Source organism: Blautia sp. HCN-1074, from assembly GCF_037890165.1.
GTDB lineage: Bacteria > Bacillota > Clostridia > Lachnospirales > Lachnospiraceae > Blautia_A.
This window is the reverse complement of record NZ_JBBKBP010000020.1, coordinates 1-17,166: the sequence shown is the minus strand read 5'-3', so window position 1 is coordinate 17,166 and position 17,166 is coordinate 1. Positions and strand designations below refer to the sequence as shown.

The following is a 17,166-nucleotide window of genomic DNA, read 5'->3' as shown; positions in this document are numbered from 1 at the left end:
GGAGGAAACGATATGCGTAAATCGAAAAAAATATTCTGGCTTTTTCTTGCTCCCTGTTTGATTACTTTTTGTATTGCTGTTGTAATTCCTACAATAACAGGTATTTATTATTCTTTTACAGACTGGGACGGACTCCATTCAAATTGTGATTTTGTTTTTCTGGACAATTACATCAGTGCATTTCATGATATTTACTTTCAAAATGCTTTTGTTTTTACTTTTAAATTTGTAATTATAACAGTGATAGCGGTAAATGCGGTTGCATTTGCAACTGCTATGTTGGTAACTCAGAATATAAAGGGAAAAAATCTATTTAGAAGTATTTTCTTTATGCCTAATCTGGTAGGTGGTGTGCTGGTAGGATTTGCATGGCAGTTTATTTTTTGTGATGTATTTGACAGTATTGGAGAGCTTCTTGGAATTAACTGGCTTTGTGATTGGCTTTCTACTAAGTCTACAGGTTTTTGGGGTTTGGTTATTCTTGTTGTATGGCAGATGAGCGGATATATGATGCTGATCTACATTGCACAGATACAGAATATTCCGGAAAATCTGTTGGAGTCTGCGAGAATTGATGGTGCAAGTTCTTTTCAGTGTTTCTGGAAAATTAAGCTTCCATTGATGATGCCTGCTTTTACTATTGGACTTTTCCTTACTCTTACAAATTGTTTCAAACTGTATGACCAGAATCTGACTTTAACTGGAGGTGGCCCGGCGAAATCTACAGAAATGCTTACTATGGATATTTGTAATACAGCATTTTCAAGAAACATGTATGGAATGGCACAGGCAAAAGGAATTATCTTCCTTGTTGTAGTTGCACTTATTACAGTAAGCCAACTGATGTTTACCAAATCTAAGGAGGTGGAGATGTAATGCAGAGGAAAAAAATAATCTCTAAAACAGTGATTATCTTGTGTTGTATTATACTGGCAGCATTTTTTATCTTCCCGATTTTATTATTGTTTATTAACTCATTTAAATCTTTAAAAGAAATTTATATTAGTGTTCTCCAGCTTCCTAAGACACTGAATTTGGACAATTATATTTCAGCGTTCAAAGAACTGGATTACCTGAATGCCATCAAAAATTCCCTGATCATAACCTGTACGGTAACGGTTGCAAACGTGATCTGCTGTTCTATGGCAGCGTGGGTACTGGTACGATATAAGACAAAAACAAGCAAACTGATATTTACCATTTTTTCTGTTGCAGTGCTTGTTCCATTTCAGTGTGTTATGCTTCCATTACTGGCAGAAATGGGAAAATTAAATATGATTAATATGCCAGGACTGATGCTTGTAAATCTTGGATTTGGTTCTTCTATGTCGATCATTTTGTTCCATGGATTTATGAAAAATGTTCCGGTAGAGTTGGAAGAGGCTGCGTCAATTGATGGTGCCAGCCAGCCAAGAATATTCTTTACAATTGTGTTGCCCCTGATTAAGGGAATTGCAGTAACTGTTGCAATCTTGAATGTTATGTCTCTTTGGAATGATTATTTACTCCCATCGTTGACAATCAACCGAAGTGGAACGCAAACTCTTCCTCTTCGGACTTATCTGTTCTTTGGTGCTTACACAAAGAAATGGAATCTTGGTTCTGCGGCGCTTGTTATGGCAATTATTCCGGTAATTATTTTTTATGTTCTTTGTCAGAAGCACATTATTAAAGGTGTAACTGAGGGAGCGGTGAAAGGTTAAGTTTTACTGGCTGTGATGAATAGTGACGGTTAATACGGAAAAAGGAGATAGAAAATATGTGTTGGACTGTAAATGAAATAAAAAAAGGTGTTTGGCATGTTGATGAGAGTGGATTGAATGCCATGTATGTAGTAAAGGGTAGTAAAATGTCTGCAGTAATTGATGCAGGAACTGGAATCGGTGATTTTAAGGGGCTGGTAGAGTCTTTGGTAGACAATCCCTATGTTGTGCTGATTACTCATGGACATGTAGACCATGCTGGCGGATGTGGTCAGTTTATAGAGGCTTATATTAATGAAAGAGATTATCAGGCTGCGTTGAATATAAAGGTAGAAGATCGAGAAAGATATTTAAAGAATATGGAAAGTGCCGGTGCTGTTGCACCTGGAAGCTTGAGTATTGCGGAAGAACTAAAAAATGATAAGAAACCAGAGTTTCGTTTTATGAAAGAAGGGGACATTTTTGACCTTGGAGATAAAAAGCTGGTTATATATGAGATGACAGGACATACGGCTGGATCTGTATGTATTCTGGATGAAGAGGATAGAATTTTGTTTTCCGGTGACAGTGTAAATGATTTGGAACTGATCTGTGCTCCGGCCAAGGATCGAGAGGCTTTACTGAAGGAATGGTATGAGGCTGGAAAAAGAATTTTTGCAAGAAAAGATTCATTTGACATCTGTGGCGGTGGGCATTGTCTGATTCCAATTGAAAAAGCAGAAGAAACACTGACATGTGGGGAAATGATTTTATCTGGTGAATTACAGGCAAAAGTTGAAAAGGTTCATTTTTTCCATGCACCGTTTTATAAGTATAAAGACAGTCGACTTTATAATGGAGATTTTGCAGCATTGCATTCAGAGGATAAATAAAGAGAATTTGAAGCTATTACGTGAGGTGAGTTAATAGTATTGTTTCAAGTGAACTCTAACGGTATGACTAAAAAATTGTATATTGTAAGTATAAAAACACGAAAAATGTCCTTGGTAGCTAACCTGGGACATTTTTCTGTATGTGGAGATGGAATGTCTATGATGTAGTGAGAAGATGAGAAATTGAGTTAAAAACGTGAAAATATTATGAATAAAGGCTCATAAAACGTGAAAAATAAATTGACAAATACTCATAAAACGTGATAGCTTTGAAGAAAGGGGGCAGTTCTATGTATTTAAAAAGAAAGATAGATGAGTATCTGTTAGAGTGGAAAAAAAATGAAGAAAGACTTCCGTTAATTATAAAAGGTGCAAGGCAGATTGGAAAAACGGAATCTATTAATCATTTTGCAGAACAAAATTACAGTAATATTGTGAGTATTAATTTTGTTCTGGAACCTAAATATAAAACAATATTAAGTGACGGATATGCTGTTGAAGATATTATAAAAAATATTTCTATGATAGATACATCAAAAAAATTTATAGCAGGTGACACTGTGATTATTTTTGATGAATTACAGGAGTTTCCGGATATTGCAACTGCTCTGAAGTCATTCAGGATAGATGGAAGATTTGATGTCATATGCAGTGGTTCTTTGCTTGGAATCAATTACAGAAAAATTCATAGTAACAGTGTGGGATATAAAACAGATTATGAAATGTTTTCGATGGATTTTGAAGAATTTCTGTGGGCAAAAGGATACTCAGAGAAGCACATTGAAGATATCCTGAAACATATGCAGACAGGAACTCCATTTTCAGAAACCGAATTATCAGTCTATAAAAAATTGTTTTTGGAATATTGTGTACTTGGCGGTATGCCTGCAGTAGTAAAAGTATATATTGAAAAAAATCTTTTTACAGATACTCTGGAAATCCAGAGACAGATCCAGATGGATTATGAAGAGGATATCAGAAAATACGCTGAAGGTCTGGATCAGACTAAAATTGTAAGTGTCTATCGGAACGTACCTGTACAGCTTGCAAAAGAAAATAAAAAATTTCAATTAAGTAAAATAGACAAAAAAGCCAGAAGTCGGGAATATATGGGATGTATAACCTGGCTCGAAGATGCAGGTGTGATTTCTGTATGTTATTGTCTGCAGTATCCGGAGCTTCCATTAAAGGGAAACTATGATGACTCAAAATTCAAAATCTATTATCCAGATACAGGATTGTTGATTGCTTCATTAGATGAGGAAGCACAAGAAGATCTTCGGGCGAATAAAAATCTTGGAGTATACAAAGGGGCTTTATATGAAAATTTTGTAGCAGAGGCGTTTGTGAAACAGGGGCTTGGACTATATTACTATAAAAAAGAAAATGCTACCTTGGAAGAAGATTTTTTTGTAAGAACAAAGGATGAGCTGGTTCCGGTAGAAGTGAAGGCGAACAGGAACCGATCTAAGTCATTGAGGCAATTGATATCCGGTGATTCTTATGGAGATATTCACTGGGGAATAAAACTTGCAGACAGCAATGTTGGAATAGAAGACGGGATTTACACATTCCCATATTTCTGTACGTTCTTATTAAAACGATATCTCAGGGGAAAATGATAGCTATGTGGAGGCGAATCATACAGTAAAAAAATATTGATTCACGCAGAAACAGATAGTAAGTTGACTCTTGTTCCGATAAAAATATAAAAATCAATAGTCTTAGGATTGAAATCCTAAAACTATTTATTTTTATATCTATTTTGGAATATAATTAGTAAAAAAGAAGGGAGCATTATTATGATTATAGAAAGAAAAGAATATTTAGAAAAACTGATAGCCTGGAAAGATAAGCAGTTGATTAAAATTGTTACAGGTGTACGACGTTGTGGAAAATCTATGCTTCTGGAAATTTATCGCAATTATTTAAAAGAGCATGGGATTGAGGAAGAACAGATTATTTCTATTAATTTTGAAGATCTTGATTATGAAGAACTGACAGATTACAGGAAATTATATAAATATTTAAAGGAACGTCTGATTGATGGAAAAATGACATATATTTTCCTTGATGAAATTCAGAATGTAACAGATTTTCCGAAAGTGCTGGACAGTCTTTATATTAAAAAAAACATAGATATTTATGTGACTGGTTCCAATGCATATATGTTGTCCAGTGAGATTGCAACTATGATTTCAGGAAGATATATTCAGATTGAAATGTTGCCGTTGTCTTTTAAGGAATATATGAAGAGTACTGGCAGTATGAATGACAGAGGAATCAAATATGCTGAGTATTTGCAGAATAGTTCATTTCCGTTTACACTGGAATTAAAAAATCAGCCAGATGAGATCAGAGATTATCTGGAGGGAATCTATAATACGATTGTTGTAAAGGATATTATAAACAGGAAAAAAATCACAGATACTATGATGCTTAAGAGTGTCTTAAGATTTGTATTTGATAATATAGGAAATCCATTGTCATCAAAAAAAATTGCAGATACGATGACCTCAGAAGGGCGAAAAATTGATACAAAAACGGTGGAAAAATATCTGGAGGCTTTTAGCGAGAGCTATATTATATATCAGGCAAAACGTTATAATATAAAGGGAAAACAATATTTAAAAACTCTTGAAAAATATTATATAGTTGATATTGGAATGAGGTATATGCTTTTAGGTTCGAGGCAGGCAGATGCAGGACATGTTCTGGAAAATATAGTCTATCTGGAATTGTTACGTCGAGGATATGATGTGTATGTTGGAAAAATCGATTCATATGAAGTGGATTTTGTGGCACAGAATAAAAAGGGAACGGTATATTTCCAGGTGGCACTGACTGTACGAGATGAAAATACACTTTTGAGAGAATTAAGACCATTACAGGCGATACGAGATCATTATCCAAAGATTATCTTAACAATGGATGAAGAACCAGAAGAACAATATGAGGGAATTCGACGTATTAATGCCAGAGACTGGTTATTGGGGATTGTAGACTGAACAATGCAAATTAATTAGCACTCATCACTTGATAATGGAAGTTGATTTTTGTCCTGTCTTGTGTATCCCGGAAGTGCCTGTTTTACAGGCTTTCCGGGGCATCAGTCATTTTGTCTGGTATTGTAAAGCAGTGTCAGATTTGTCGTAAATGTCGTAAATTTGTGGTCAAAAAATGATGAGAAATGGAGAGTGCTAATAAAATGAACGCAGGCAGCGAAGCAACTTGGCAAGTATGGTTTTCTTCGCAGAGATTATCTGAAGAACCATCGAAATTAAACTTATCAGGTGATGCTTCTGCAGGACACCATTGGAGAGCATCTTCTGGAAGTAGATAAGGCAGCCAGAGAACGGGAAGAGGTAATTCTGAAACAGTTGGAAGAAAAAGAACCACTGCGGGATAAAGAAGCAGATCAAATGGCATGGGTAAGTGCTGCTAATCAGCACAGAGCAATTGCGAAAGAGATTATTCTCAGGAAATTAATTTATGTTTAAATGAAGGGGATGAGGTCGTGGATTGCGACCTCATTATTATATGTGAACATGAAATAGCAGTAGGCAGAATGAAAGAGTTGGGGTAAAATAAGAACATAGATTTTGGAGATTTAAAGAAATCGTTTTGAGGTATCAATCTGGAACTTCAAAATGGAAAAGTTGCGACAGTGTCGCAACAATTATCGAAAAGGAGGTTGCTTTGATGGAAAAAAAACATTCTGAAAAAGAAAAAACAAGTTTGGATTCACCGAGTCCAAAATTAAATAAAAGTATGATTGCTTACCATGAAACAGGAGATTTATTTGCTGATACATGTGAAATCGTGGAGAGTGCACAAAGTATTGCGTATGCGGCTGTCGATACAATTCTGGTTCAAAGGAACTGGTTGTTGGGAAAACGAATTGCTATAGAGTGTCTGAATGAAAATGGAAAAGCGGACTATGGCAAAAAAACTATGAAAAAGCTATCATCAGAATTAAAAGAAAAATATGGCAAAGGCTTTGACTTTAGTAGTCTTTATAAATATATGAAATTTCATCAGGAATTTCCTCAAATTTTGGACTCACTGCGTCCAAAGTCTGGGCGTCCCTTGTCATGGACGCATTATAGAATTTTGCTTCAGGAAACATCACCAGAGGCACGAGTATGGTATGCAAAAGAGGCACAGGAGCAAGCATGGTCCGTTCGGACTTTGCAACGGAATATTTCTTCACAGTATTATTACCGCATGCTCATGTCTCAAAATACAGAACCTGTAGAAAAAGAAATGAAAGAACTAACAGCTACTTATCAGGCTGATAAGCTGGAATTTATCAAAAATCCAGTAATAGCAGAATTTCTTGGACTATCTTCTAATACAGACTTTACAGAAAGTGAATTGGAGCAGAGAATTATCACGCATATTCAAAAATTTCTCATGGAGTTGGGGAAAGGATATGCATTTGTAGCGAGACAACAGCATATTCGAACTGAAAAAGAAGATTATTACATTGATCTTGTTTTTTACAATTACATTTTGAAGTGTTTTGTATTGATTGATTTAAAAACGTCGAAAATCACACATCAGGATGTGGGACAGATGGATATGTATATTCGTATGTATGATGAAATGAAGCGAAATGAAGGGGATAATCCAACATTAGGCATTATTTTATGTTCTGATACAGACGAAGATATTGCAAAATATTCTATATTGCATGGGCACGAACAATTATTTGCATCTAAATATAAAACTTGCCTTCCATCAGAAGAACAGCTTCGAGAAGAGATTGAAATTCAGAAGAGATTTTATTATCTACAGAAAGAAGAAGACAAAGAAAATAAAGATTTATAAAATATGAGTAGAGAAAGGCGTGAGTCATAGAAATATGGCTTGCGTCTTTTTCTTTGCCTGAAAGGAAGTGATAAGTTTGAACAAGAAGTTTTTGAAGCATTATATGGAAACCAATCCAGAAGGGACAGCACAGACCTATATCTTTCTGGTGGACAATCAGGATATCGCACTGAACATTGTGATGTCAGGTTATCAGGCACTTTGTCTGGTGCAGGAAGATGACGGATATTATTTCAGTGCAGATTCCTTTATAGAAGAAATGAGAGCTATTCAGTTTACTGGAAGTTGCCAGTGTGCCTATCATTATGTGGCTTCCTGTTCAGTGAAGTGGGTAAATGATAAGTTACTGACATTTTTCAAAGACGCTGGTCTTGATGGAAAAGCAGGCTGGCAGTTGTTCAAAGAGAAAGAGTATCTTGGCAAACTGGATAATCAGAAAGAAGTTGAGAAATTACTGGAACAGTATATTCTTCGGTTTGAGCGAAATCCAAAAGAAGAACCGGAACTGAGCCGTTTTCACTTATTTGATGCAAAAGGGAATGTGAAAGGTGTCCGGGATATGGAGATTGTAGATTACCTGGTGGAGAATATGAAGAATCGGGAGATCCATGTAGGTGGACAGCTTGTGTATTATGAAGGTGATGAAGGATATTGTTTCCATGATTCAGAAACCAAAACGGATGCAGGAATCAGAGACATTCCTATGACACAGATGGTATATGATGCGTTCCGTAAACAGAGAGAGCTGAACCTGATGCCTTCTATTTCATCGCATACTCTTCGTCATACGGGATGTACCAGATTGGGTGAGAACAATGTCAATCCCAAAGTTATGCAGTATGTGATGGGGTGCTGGATGTCCAGTGGACATCCGTTTAGCACCGACCGTAGCGGAGCGAAGAACATTCAGATGCACAGATTACAATGAATGTCTACAATCATATTGCAGAGAAGTCTCACGTGGAAAATGAGATGTCTAAAATGAATCTGCCGGAAACTGTACCTGCTGTGGTATAAACCATAAGCCGTTGTCGTAAAATGTGGTAAGAAAATCAGACGAATATATTTTTCCAAGAATTTGTCGTAAAAATGTGGTCAAATCAAGAAAATCGAGTGCGAAAGAGAATGTTACGCCATGCACAGCTCGGGAAAGAATTCCCTCGCTGTAGGGCTGTCGCCCTATAAAATAGCAAAAAAAGACGCCTTTGCAAGTAAACTAGCAGGGCGTCTTTTTTCACCATTTTGCATGGCTCGTAGCGTTCACAAAATCTTCACAAAAAATTAGCACTCACCTCTTGTTATTACAGCGTAGCTTTTGTTTTAGTTCATAGAGTGCCGTAAAGTGCCTATTTACAGGCTTTTCACGGGTTTTATGAATTTATCACATTTCATCAAAAATCGTCAATATACAAAAATTTGGTGTCAAAATTGGTGTCAAATAACCTTGATTTGAGATTTTGATGAGTAACACATCAGTATAAAAAATTGAATATTTCATAGACTATGGAACGCCTAACATGACGTTCCTTTTCTATTTCCAGCCGTTCTTATTGGACGGCTATTTTATTACCCAAAATGAAAGGAGCATTAGATTTATGAAAAAGACATGGAAACGATTGTGTACGGGCTTCTTAGCTCTTGCAACTGTCGTTACTGCTTTGCCGACTACACCCGTTCATGCAGAAAGTAAGCAATACTGGACGGAGTCAAAAGAGCGTGTCGGTATCGTTGAAAAAGTAATGAATGACGGTTCAATTGGTTCTACCTTTAATGAGGGACATTTGACCGTTGAGGGCGAGGACGCTTACTGTATTGACATCAACACAGACTTTAAGAATGGTTACAAGACCAGAGCTGACGTAAGCACCCGTATGAGTGCCGACCAGATAAGCGACGTTGCCTTATCTATCGAATATGTAAAACAGTACACAGACAGCCACAGCGGAATAAGCAAAAATCACGCTTATCTTTTAAGACAGCTTGTAGTCTGGCAGAGATTGAGCGTACATCTTGGCTGGCAATGTGATAACGTGCGAGCTTCTTATGATGAAATTCCAAAGGCTACGCAGGACGAAGTTTTCTCTGGTGCGAAAGCCTTTGTCAAAGAAAATAAAGGACGCTATGAATGTGGCGGTTATATCTACTCTGGCGAGGGGCAGGAATTGGGACAATTCTGGGCGAAACTGAATGTCGGAAATACGAAACTGCAAAAGGTTTCCAGTAATGCCAGCATCACAGACGGTAACGGGAATTACTCAATCGCTGGTGCAACATACGGTGTCTTTTCTGATAAAGACTGCACAAAACAGCTTGCCACCCTTACGACTGATGAAAACGGAAACACAGATATTGCAGAGGTAAAAGCAGGCACAGTCTATATCAAGGAATTATACGCACCAGCAGGATATAAAGTGGATAAAACTGTATATTCCTTAAAGGTTGAAGTTGGAAAGACAGCAATTTTGAAAGTATCAGATACGCCAAAAGTAACGGACACTTTGATTGAGCTTTTCAAGATTGATATGGAAACACAGAAAGACAATCCGCAAGGGAACGCTTCTTTAGCAGGTGCGGAATTTACATGGAAGTATTATGCTGGCTTCTACAATAAAGACAATCTCCCTGCCGAAGCTACTCGTACATGGGTTACAAAGACAATCGCTGAAACAGACAGCGACGGGACAACCCACTACATCACAAAATTAGCGGACACATGCAAAGTATCTGGCGACAGCTTCTATATGCAGGACGGCAAGGCGGTTCTTCCACTTGGAACACTAACCGTAGAAGAAACAAAAGCTCCAAACGGCTACTTGTTAGAGGGTGCATATATGCAGGCTGGCGATAAGTCCGAACAGATAAAAGGCTTATATGTAACACAGATTACCGAGGACGGCGACCTTGCCGTATTATCTGGAAGTAACCAGTTTTCCGTATCAGACAAGGTTATCCGTGGCGGTGTCAAAATTCAGAAACGAGATTTAGAAACGGGCGATACAAAGCCACAAGGAAGTGCCACTTTGAAAGATACTGCCTTTGACATCATTTCCTTAAATGATAATGCAGTATTGGTTGAGGGCAAGTTATACAAGAAAAATGAAGTGGTAAAGACAATTCGTACAGATATTGAGGGTGTCGCTTCTACTTCTTCTGACCTCTTACCTTATGGAAAATTCCGTATCGTTGAGAGTGAAGCTCCCAACGGTTACTTAACTGACGGTGCAAAGCCGATTGATTTTACAATCACAGAAAATGGAAAAATCGTGGACTTAACCGAAAAAGCCCATTCTATCTATAATCAGATTAAGCGTGGAGATATTGAGGGTGTAAAAATCGGTGCAGGCACACACAAGCGTCTTGCTGATGTTCCTTTTAGGATCACAAGCAAGACAACGGGCGAAAATCACGTCGTGGTAACTGATGATAACGGGCAATTCTCCACTTCTGCTGAATGGGCTTCTCATAAGCACAATACCAACGCAGGAAAGACCAGCGAGGACGGTGTGTGGTTTGGAACTTCTGAACCAGACGACAGCAAGGGTGCATTACCTTATGATACCTACATCATTGAAGAAATGCGTTGTGATAGTAACAAAGGCTTTGAACTTATCCCACCTTTTGAAATCGTGGTATCAAGAAATAACCTTGTGATTGATTTAGGGACGCTGACTGATGAATACGAAAAAGAAATCTCTATCCATACCACAGCGACCAGCAAGGACGGCGAAAAGACTATCCTTGCAGGAAAAGAGGTAACAATCGTTGATACGGTCAAATTAGACGGACTTACAAAAGGCTCAAAATATCAGCTCAAAGGTTGGCAGATGTTAAAGGAAGAAAACGCCGAGCTTGTCATTGACGGAAAGCGTGTAGAAAATGACTATACCTTTGTCGCTGATGATGAGGAAATGAAAATAGAAATTACATATACATTCAATGCGTCCGAGCTTGGCGGTAAAAATCTGGTAACATTCGAGGAATTATACGATTTGAGCAATTCAGACGAACCCGTAAAAGTTGCGGAGCATAAAGACATTAAGGACGACGGGCAGACCGTACTTATCACAGAGCGTATCATCAAGATACATACAACCGCTACCGATAAAGACGGCAACAAAGAGCTTGAAGCTGAAAAAGAGGTAACAATCATTGATACCGTAACCTTAGAGGGCTTAGAAATCGGTACACAGTACAAACTTGTGGGCTGGCAGATGTTGAAAGAAGAAAATGCAGAACTTCTTATCAATGGAAAGCGTGTGGAAAGTGATTATACCTTTACCGCTGACAGCGAAGCTATGAAAGTGGAAGTTGCCTTTACCTTTGACGCTACTTCTCTTGACAGCAAACAGCTTGTAACTTTTGAGGAATTGTACGATTTAAGCAATCCAGACGAACCGAAGAAAGTTACCGAACATAAGAATATTGAGGATAAGGGACAGACGATTACCTTTAAGGAAAAGCCAGAAGAACCAGAGAAACCCGAAACACCACCGACACCAGAAAAGCCTAGCAGACCTAGCGACAGTCCCAAAACGGGCGACAGTACAAATGTAATGGCATTTATCGTGATGTTGCTTGCGTCTGCTGGTGGACTGGCTGGAACATATCTTTACAAACGCCGTAAAATGAAGAAATCATAAGGCGGTAACGGTATGAGGAAAGAAAAATCACGCTCTCCGCCGAAGCTGTCAAACGGCAGATTTTTGCTTATTCTGGCTTGTCTGCCTACAACCTGCAAGAACACGGATAGTCAAGGGTGCGTAAGCATTGATTTTACCCTTTACTATCTGGGGGATTGCTGGTACTTCCCAAACCGCCAGAATAAGAAATCACAATTAAAAAACTTATCAAATATAGAAAGAAACGAGGTAAAACAATATGGAAATGAAATATGTCGTGCCAGATATGACACAGTCTTTTGGAACTCTTGAATTTGCAGGCGAAAGCGAGCCAGTCTTTGAAAGAGATAAAAATAACCGCAGGGTCTTAGCCAGACGAAGCTATAACCTTTATTCTGACATACAGAAAGGCGAAAATGTTGTGGTGGAAATTCCTGTGCAGGCTGGCGAAAAGCATTTCAAGTATGAACAGAAAGTAAAACTTGTCAATCCGAAGTTATACGGCAGAGGTTACGCAATCGGGGATATGGGACATACCGATTATGTATTAGTTGCTGATGATATTGTAGCAGTTGAAGAAAAGTAAAGGAGTGAAGAATTTATGAGATTATCAAACGGGTTTGTTATTGACAAAGAGAAAACATTTGGAGAATTAAAGTTTACAGCGGTACGTGATGTGTTCTTGCAGAATGAGGACGGGACACCGAGTACCCAGCTTAAAAAGCGTATCTATGATTTGAAGTGCAGTCTGCACGGTGGAATTATCCCCGTGTCTGTACCGCCAGAAGTACCGTTAAGGGAATTTCCTTACAATGCAGTTGTGGAGCTTGTCAATCCAGTAGCCGATACGGTATCAAGAAAAACCTATACGGGTGCAGATGTGGACTGGTATGTAAAGGCAGAGGATATTGTGTTGAAGAATAAAGGCAACCAGAACGCAGGTAGCCCACAGAACCCTACACCGCAGGGACAGCCGAAGAAATAAAAGTGATGTATTTGTCTTAATTTTGATTGACACGAACAATGCGGAGTGATATATTTATCTCATAAAGATACAAAAACATCTCATTTGAAAGGAGAGATAAATATGTCAAAGAAACAAATTAAAAAAATTATTTTTATGGGGGTAGGGTGTGCTTTATTGCTTATTGTTGGTACAATCTACTCCCTATTATACAATGATGGACGCTGGGTCAAAAATATGGATATGTCGGAATATGTATTTTCTTACAAGGATATTCCTATGTTAGTAATTGGAGCTTTAATAGCACTATATGCTATCTATATAGTAATTATCTGCTTTAAAAATGTCTTTTCAAAAAACAGCAGGGAAAAACGATATTCAAGAACAATTTCTCCTTACTGGGGATTTTGTGGAATGTTTGGTTTTCTGGGGTTTGGCGGATTTTGGACATACTATAAATTTGGAGAAATATTTCCTTTTGCTTTTTTCATATTTTTTGGTTTTTTCAGTTTTTTCTTTGAAGGTAAACTTTCTCATATCTTAGAAGATGAGCTTTTTCAAGAAAATAAACGTAAGGCACAATTAGAAGCCTACAAGATAGGTTTTAAACTATTATTTGTAGTTATCTGGCTTATGGCAATAGGTATGTTTTCCCGTAATGTTGAGTGGTGTGCAATATTTATGCTGATTTCTGTTTCACTTATCTATGCTCTTGTTCTTTTTCTTAGCAACTATTTATTATATCGTTATGAAAAAAGGGAATAAATTATGGAAGCAAAGTTTGTATGTAATTTAAAAAAATATCGTGTAGCACAAGAATTAACACAAGAACAACTCGCTGACATTGTAGGTGTTCGTCGTGAAACTATTATGAGATTAGAAAAAGCACAATATAATCCGTCACTTAAATTGGCAATAGATATTTCAAGAGCTGTAAAAGCTCCGATAGAAGATATATTTATTTTTGAATAAAGACAGTTTAAAGCAGTTAGTCTTAGGATTGACTGCTTTTTTCATATCCAGAAAGGAGTGATTGATTTATGCGTAAGATTTGTAACAAAGGACACCGTATCAGAGCCAGCGACAAGCACCTTGTCTACCACTTTTCCATAGGAACGCTTCTGTTTGTATTTGTAGCGGTTCTTCTGCTACTGAATATGAAACAGCTTATGCGTACCGATTGGGAGCATTTCAGCTTGTTAGAGAACAGCTTGACGCTCTCCCCTTACAACTTCATAACCATACTGATAGCGACTGGTGTTTGTGCATTGGTCGCTTTTCTGTATTATCGCTTCTGTTACGACAGTTTCAAGAAGCTCCTGCACCGTCAAAAGCTGGCAAGAATGATACTGGAAAATAAGTGGTATGAAGCCGATACCGTACAAGACAGCGGTTTTTTTACTGACCTGCAAAGCAGATCAAGGGAAAAAATCGTCTGGTTTCCGAAGATTTATTATCAAATGGAAAAGGGACTGCTTCATATCCGCTGTGAAATCACATTAGGAAAATATCAAGACCAGCTTTTACGGTTAGAGGATAAATTAGAAAGTGGCTTATATTGCGAACTGACCGACAAGACTATGCATGACGGCTATATCGAATATATCCTGCTTTATGATATGATAGCGAACCGCATTACCATTGATGAAGTACGGGCAGAAAACGGCTGTCTTAGATTGATGAAAAATCTTGTCTGGGAATATGACGCACTCCCCCACGCTCTGATTGCTGGTGGAACTGGTGGCGGTAAAACTTATTTTCTGCTGACGCTCATTGAAGCCTTACTGCATACCAACGCTGTCCTTTACATATTAGACCCGAAGAATAGCGACCTTGCGGACTTAGGAACGGTCATGCCAAACGTCTACCATACCAAAGAAGAAATGATAGACTGCGTCAATGCCTTTTATGAGGGCATGGTACAGCGAAGCGAGGAAATGAAGCGACACCCGAACTATAAGACAGGCGAAAACTACGCCTATCTGGGACTGCCACCTTGCTTTCTTATCTTTGATGAATATGTGGCGTTTTTTGAAATGCTGGGGACGAAAGAAAGCGTGAGCTTACTTAGCCAGCTAAAGAAAATCGTTATGTTAGGGCGACAAGCAGGTTATTTCCTTATCGTTGCCTGCCAGCGTCCAGACGCAAAGTATTTCTCGGACGGTATCAGAGATAACTTCAATTTCCGTGTGGGACTTGGGCGTATCAGCGAATTAGGTTACGGTATGCTGTTTGGTTCAGATGTGAAAAAGCAGTTTTTTCAGAAGCGTATCAAGGGGCGTGGATATTGTGATGTGGGAACAAGCGTTATCAGTGAGTTTTACACGCCTTTAGTCCCGAAAGGACATGATTTTTTGCAGACTATCGGCTCTCTTGCACAAGCAAGGCAGGACGGGACGGCGACGTGCGAAGCGAAAGGCGACGGCACGGACTAGCCGTTGCTGGTGTGGCGTTAGCCACGCCAGCAGGTAAAACCCCTCGGTATCTAACAGAGGGGTACGTTTGCAAATAGACAATAGACAAAAAACATAGGAAACATAAGGCTTCTGGCATGGTTTTCTAGCAAAAATCAGTTGTGAAGTCGCCTTAAAAAACTTCACACTTTACAGATTGGGGGTATGGTTCTGAATGAAGAACAATGGATAAAAGAATTACGGGAGAAACGGATTGCTTACGGTATCTCACAAGGCAGGCTGGCGGTGGCTTCTGGTATCACAAGAGAATATCTCAACAAGATAGAAAGCGGAAAAATGAAGCCGTCAAAGGAGCTTCTGGAAACTCTGCACAAGGAAGTGGCAAGGTTCAATCCAGAAGCACCGCTTACCATGCTGTTTGATTATGTGAAAATTCGTTTTCCCACGCTGGATATACAGCACATCATCAAAGATATATTAAAACTGAATATCAATTATATGCTCCATGAAGATTACGGACATTACAGTTATACGGAGCATTATTCTTTAGGGGACATCTTTATCTATACGTCGGCTGACGAAGAAAAAGGTGTCCTTTTAGAGTTAAAGGGGCGTGGTTGCCGACAGTTTGAAAGTTACCTGCTGGCACAGCAACGAAGCTGGTATGACTTCCTCATGGACGCATTGGTAGACGGTGGCGTGATGAAGCGTATCGACCTTGCTATCAACGACCATACGGGCATTTTGGATATTCCAGAGCTTGCGGAAAAATGCAGGAAACGGGAATATATCGGAAAGTCCAGAAGCTATAAGTTTTACCAGTCGGGCGAGCTTATCAAGCACAGAGAGGACGACAGAGAATATATGGGACGTACCCTTTATCTTGGGTCGCTGAAATCAGATGTGTATTTTTGTATCTATGAAAAGGACTATGAGCAGTATGTCAAGTTAGGGACACCTCTGGAAGAAGCCGACATTATCAACCGTTTTGAGATACGGCTTAGAAATGAACGTGCCTATTATGCAGTACGAGATTTGCTGACCTATTATGACGCAGAGCAGACCGCCTTTTCTATCATCAACCAGTATGTGCGGTTTGTTGATGAAGAACCCGACAAGCGAAAAAATGACTGGAAACTCAATGACCGCTGGGCTTGGTTTATCGGCGATAACAGACAGAGCTTGAAGCTGACGACAAAGCCAGAGCCTTACACCTTAGACCGTACATTACGTTGGGTACAAAGGCAGGTAGCACCGACCTTGAAAATGCTGAAAAAGATTGATAAAGGAAATGGGACAGACTACATGGAAACAATCGAACAGCAGGCAAAGCTTACAGAGAAGCATGAAATGATAATCAAACAGCAGACGACCCCTGCAAAAGATTTGATAGAAAGTTAGGAGTGATAAAAAATGTGGGTATTATTAAAAGACTTCCTGCTGGTATCTATGGGAATGGGTATCGGCGTAGTCTTGATGTGTATTTTGAATGTCGGCAAAGAAGCTGACTGTGAAATGAAACAATTAAAAGAAAGTGAGGACAATTAAATGAATTTCGGACAAAATTTATATCAATGGTTTTTATCAAACGCACAGAGCTTAGTGCTTATGGCGATTGTGGTTATCGGTATCTACTTAGGGTTCAAGCGTGAGTTTTCCAAACTTATCGGCTTCTTAGTAGTTGCCTTGATTGCTGTCGGTTTGGTATTCAACGCTGGCGGTGTGAAAGATGTACTGTTAGAGCTGTTCAACAAGATTATT

Annotated in this window: 16 protein-coding genes and 1 pseudogene; all 17 read left to right on the top strand. The window is 38.6% G+C overall.

The window, feature by feature from the left end; genetic code table 11:
- Nucleotides 1-12: 12 nt before the first annotated feature.
- The gene (locus tag WKT11_RS14895) at nucleotides 13-876 is read left to right on the top strand and encodes a carbohydrate ABC transporter permease (protein ID WP_118341622.1); all 864 of its coding nucleotides are present in this window, start codon (nucleotides 13-15) and stop codon (nucleotides 874-876) included.
- Complete coding sequence (locus tag WKT11_RS14890) at nucleotides 876-1,703, top strand: carbohydrate ABC transporter permease (protein ID WP_118247769.1); 828 nt, start codon at nucleotides 876-878, stop codon at nucleotides 1,701-1,703. The genes WKT11_RS14895 and WKT11_RS14890 overlap by 1 nt, the downstream gene beginning before the upstream one ends.
- A gap of 56 nt (nucleotides 1,704-1,759) precedes the next feature.
- The gene (locus WKT11_RS14885) at nucleotides 1,760-2,575 is read left to right on the top strand and encodes an MBL fold metallo-hydrolase (RefSeq protein WP_118247770.1); all 816 of its coding nucleotides are present in this window, start codon (nucleotides 1,760-1,762) and stop codon (nucleotides 2,573-2,575) included.
- A 290-nt stretch (nucleotides 2,576-2,865) separates the two neighbouring features.
- Nucleotides 2,866-4,197, top strand: a complete 1,332-nt coding sequence (locus WKT11_RS14880; protein WP_287642854.1) for an ATP-binding protein — start codon at nucleotides 2,866-2,868, stop codon at nucleotides 4,195-4,197.
- A gap of 180 nt (nucleotides 4,198-4,377) precedes the next feature.
- On the top strand, nucleotides 4,378-5,583 hold the full coding sequence (locus WKT11_RS14875; protein WP_055057922.1) for an ATP-binding protein: 1,206 nt from the start codon (nucleotides 4,378-4,380) through the stop codon (nucleotides 5,581-5,583).
- Between the two features lie 216 nt (nucleotides 5,584-5,799).
- A pseudogene (locus WKT11_RS14870) lies at nucleotides 5,800-6,075 on the top strand (TnpV protein); the annotation flags it as partial.
- A 202-nt stretch (nucleotides 6,076-6,277) separates the two neighbouring features.
- On the top strand, nucleotides 6,278-7,408 hold the full coding sequence (locus WKT11_RS14865; RefSeq protein ID WP_081026437.1) for a PDDEXK nuclease domain-containing protein: 1,131 nt from the start codon (nucleotides 6,278-6,280) through the stop codon (nucleotides 7,406-7,408).
- 76 nt (nucleotides 7,409-7,484) lie between these two features.
- Entirely contained in the window at nucleotides 7,485-8,336 is an 852-nt protein-coding gene (locus WKT11_RS14860) for a tyrosine-type recombinase/integrase (RefSeq protein WP_055057923.1), read from the top strand.
- Between the two features lie 667 nt (nucleotides 8,337-9,003).
- Nucleotides 9,004-12,048, top strand: a complete 3,045-nt coding sequence (locus tag WKT11_RS14855; RefSeq protein WP_340285177.1) for an SrtB-anchored collagen-binding adhesin — start codon at nucleotides 9,004-9,006, stop codon at nucleotides 12,046-12,048.
- Nucleotides 12,049-12,286: 238 nt separating this feature from the next.
- Entirely contained in the window at nucleotides 12,287-12,613 is a 327-nt protein-coding gene (locus tag WKT11_RS14850) for a YdcP family protein (protein WP_027089109.1), read from the top strand.
- 15 nt (nucleotides 12,614-12,628) lie between these two features.
- Nucleotides 12,629-13,012: a YdcP family protein gene (locus WKT11_RS14845; protein WP_027089108.1), complete on the top strand. Its 384-nt coding sequence runs from the start codon at nucleotides 12,629-12,631 to the stop codon at nucleotides 13,010-13,012.
- A 102-nt stretch (nucleotides 13,013-13,114) separates the two neighbouring features.
- Complete coding sequence (locus WKT11_RS14840; RefSeq protein ID WP_025579173.1) at nucleotides 13,115-13,756, top strand: DUF3796 domain-containing protein; 642 nt, start codon at nucleotides 13,115-13,117, stop codon at nucleotides 13,754-13,756.
- Nucleotides 13,757-13,759: 3 nt separating this feature from the next.
- Entirely contained in the window at nucleotides 13,760-13,963 is a 204-nt protein-coding gene (locus WKT11_RS14835) for a helix-turn-helix transcriptional regulator (RefSeq protein ID WP_008787613.1), read from the top strand.
- Between the two features lie 68 nt (nucleotides 13,964-14,031).
- The gene (locus tag WKT11_RS14830) at nucleotides 14,032-15,426 is read left to right on the top strand and encodes an FtsK/SpoIIIE domain-containing protein (protein ID WP_340285176.1); all 1,395 of its coding nucleotides are present in this window, start codon (nucleotides 14,032-14,034) and stop codon (nucleotides 15,424-15,426) included.
- Nucleotides 15,427-15,609: 183 nt separating this feature from the next.
- Entirely contained in the window at nucleotides 15,610-16,806 is a 1,197-nt protein-coding gene (gene mobT, locus WKT11_RS14825) for a MobT family relaxase (protein WP_101880313.1), read from the top strand.
- Between the two features lie 12 nt (nucleotides 16,807-16,818).
- The gene (locus WKT11_RS14820; protein WP_002322987.1) at nucleotides 16,819-16,953 is read left to right on the top strand and encodes a DUF3789 domain-containing protein; all 135 of its coding nucleotides are present in this window, start codon (nucleotides 16,819-16,821) and stop codon (nucleotides 16,951-16,953) included.
- A partial coding sequence (locus WKT11_RS14815) for a hypothetical protein (protein ID WP_340285175.1) occupies nucleotides 16,954-17,166 on the top strand: 213 nt, incomplete at its 3' end.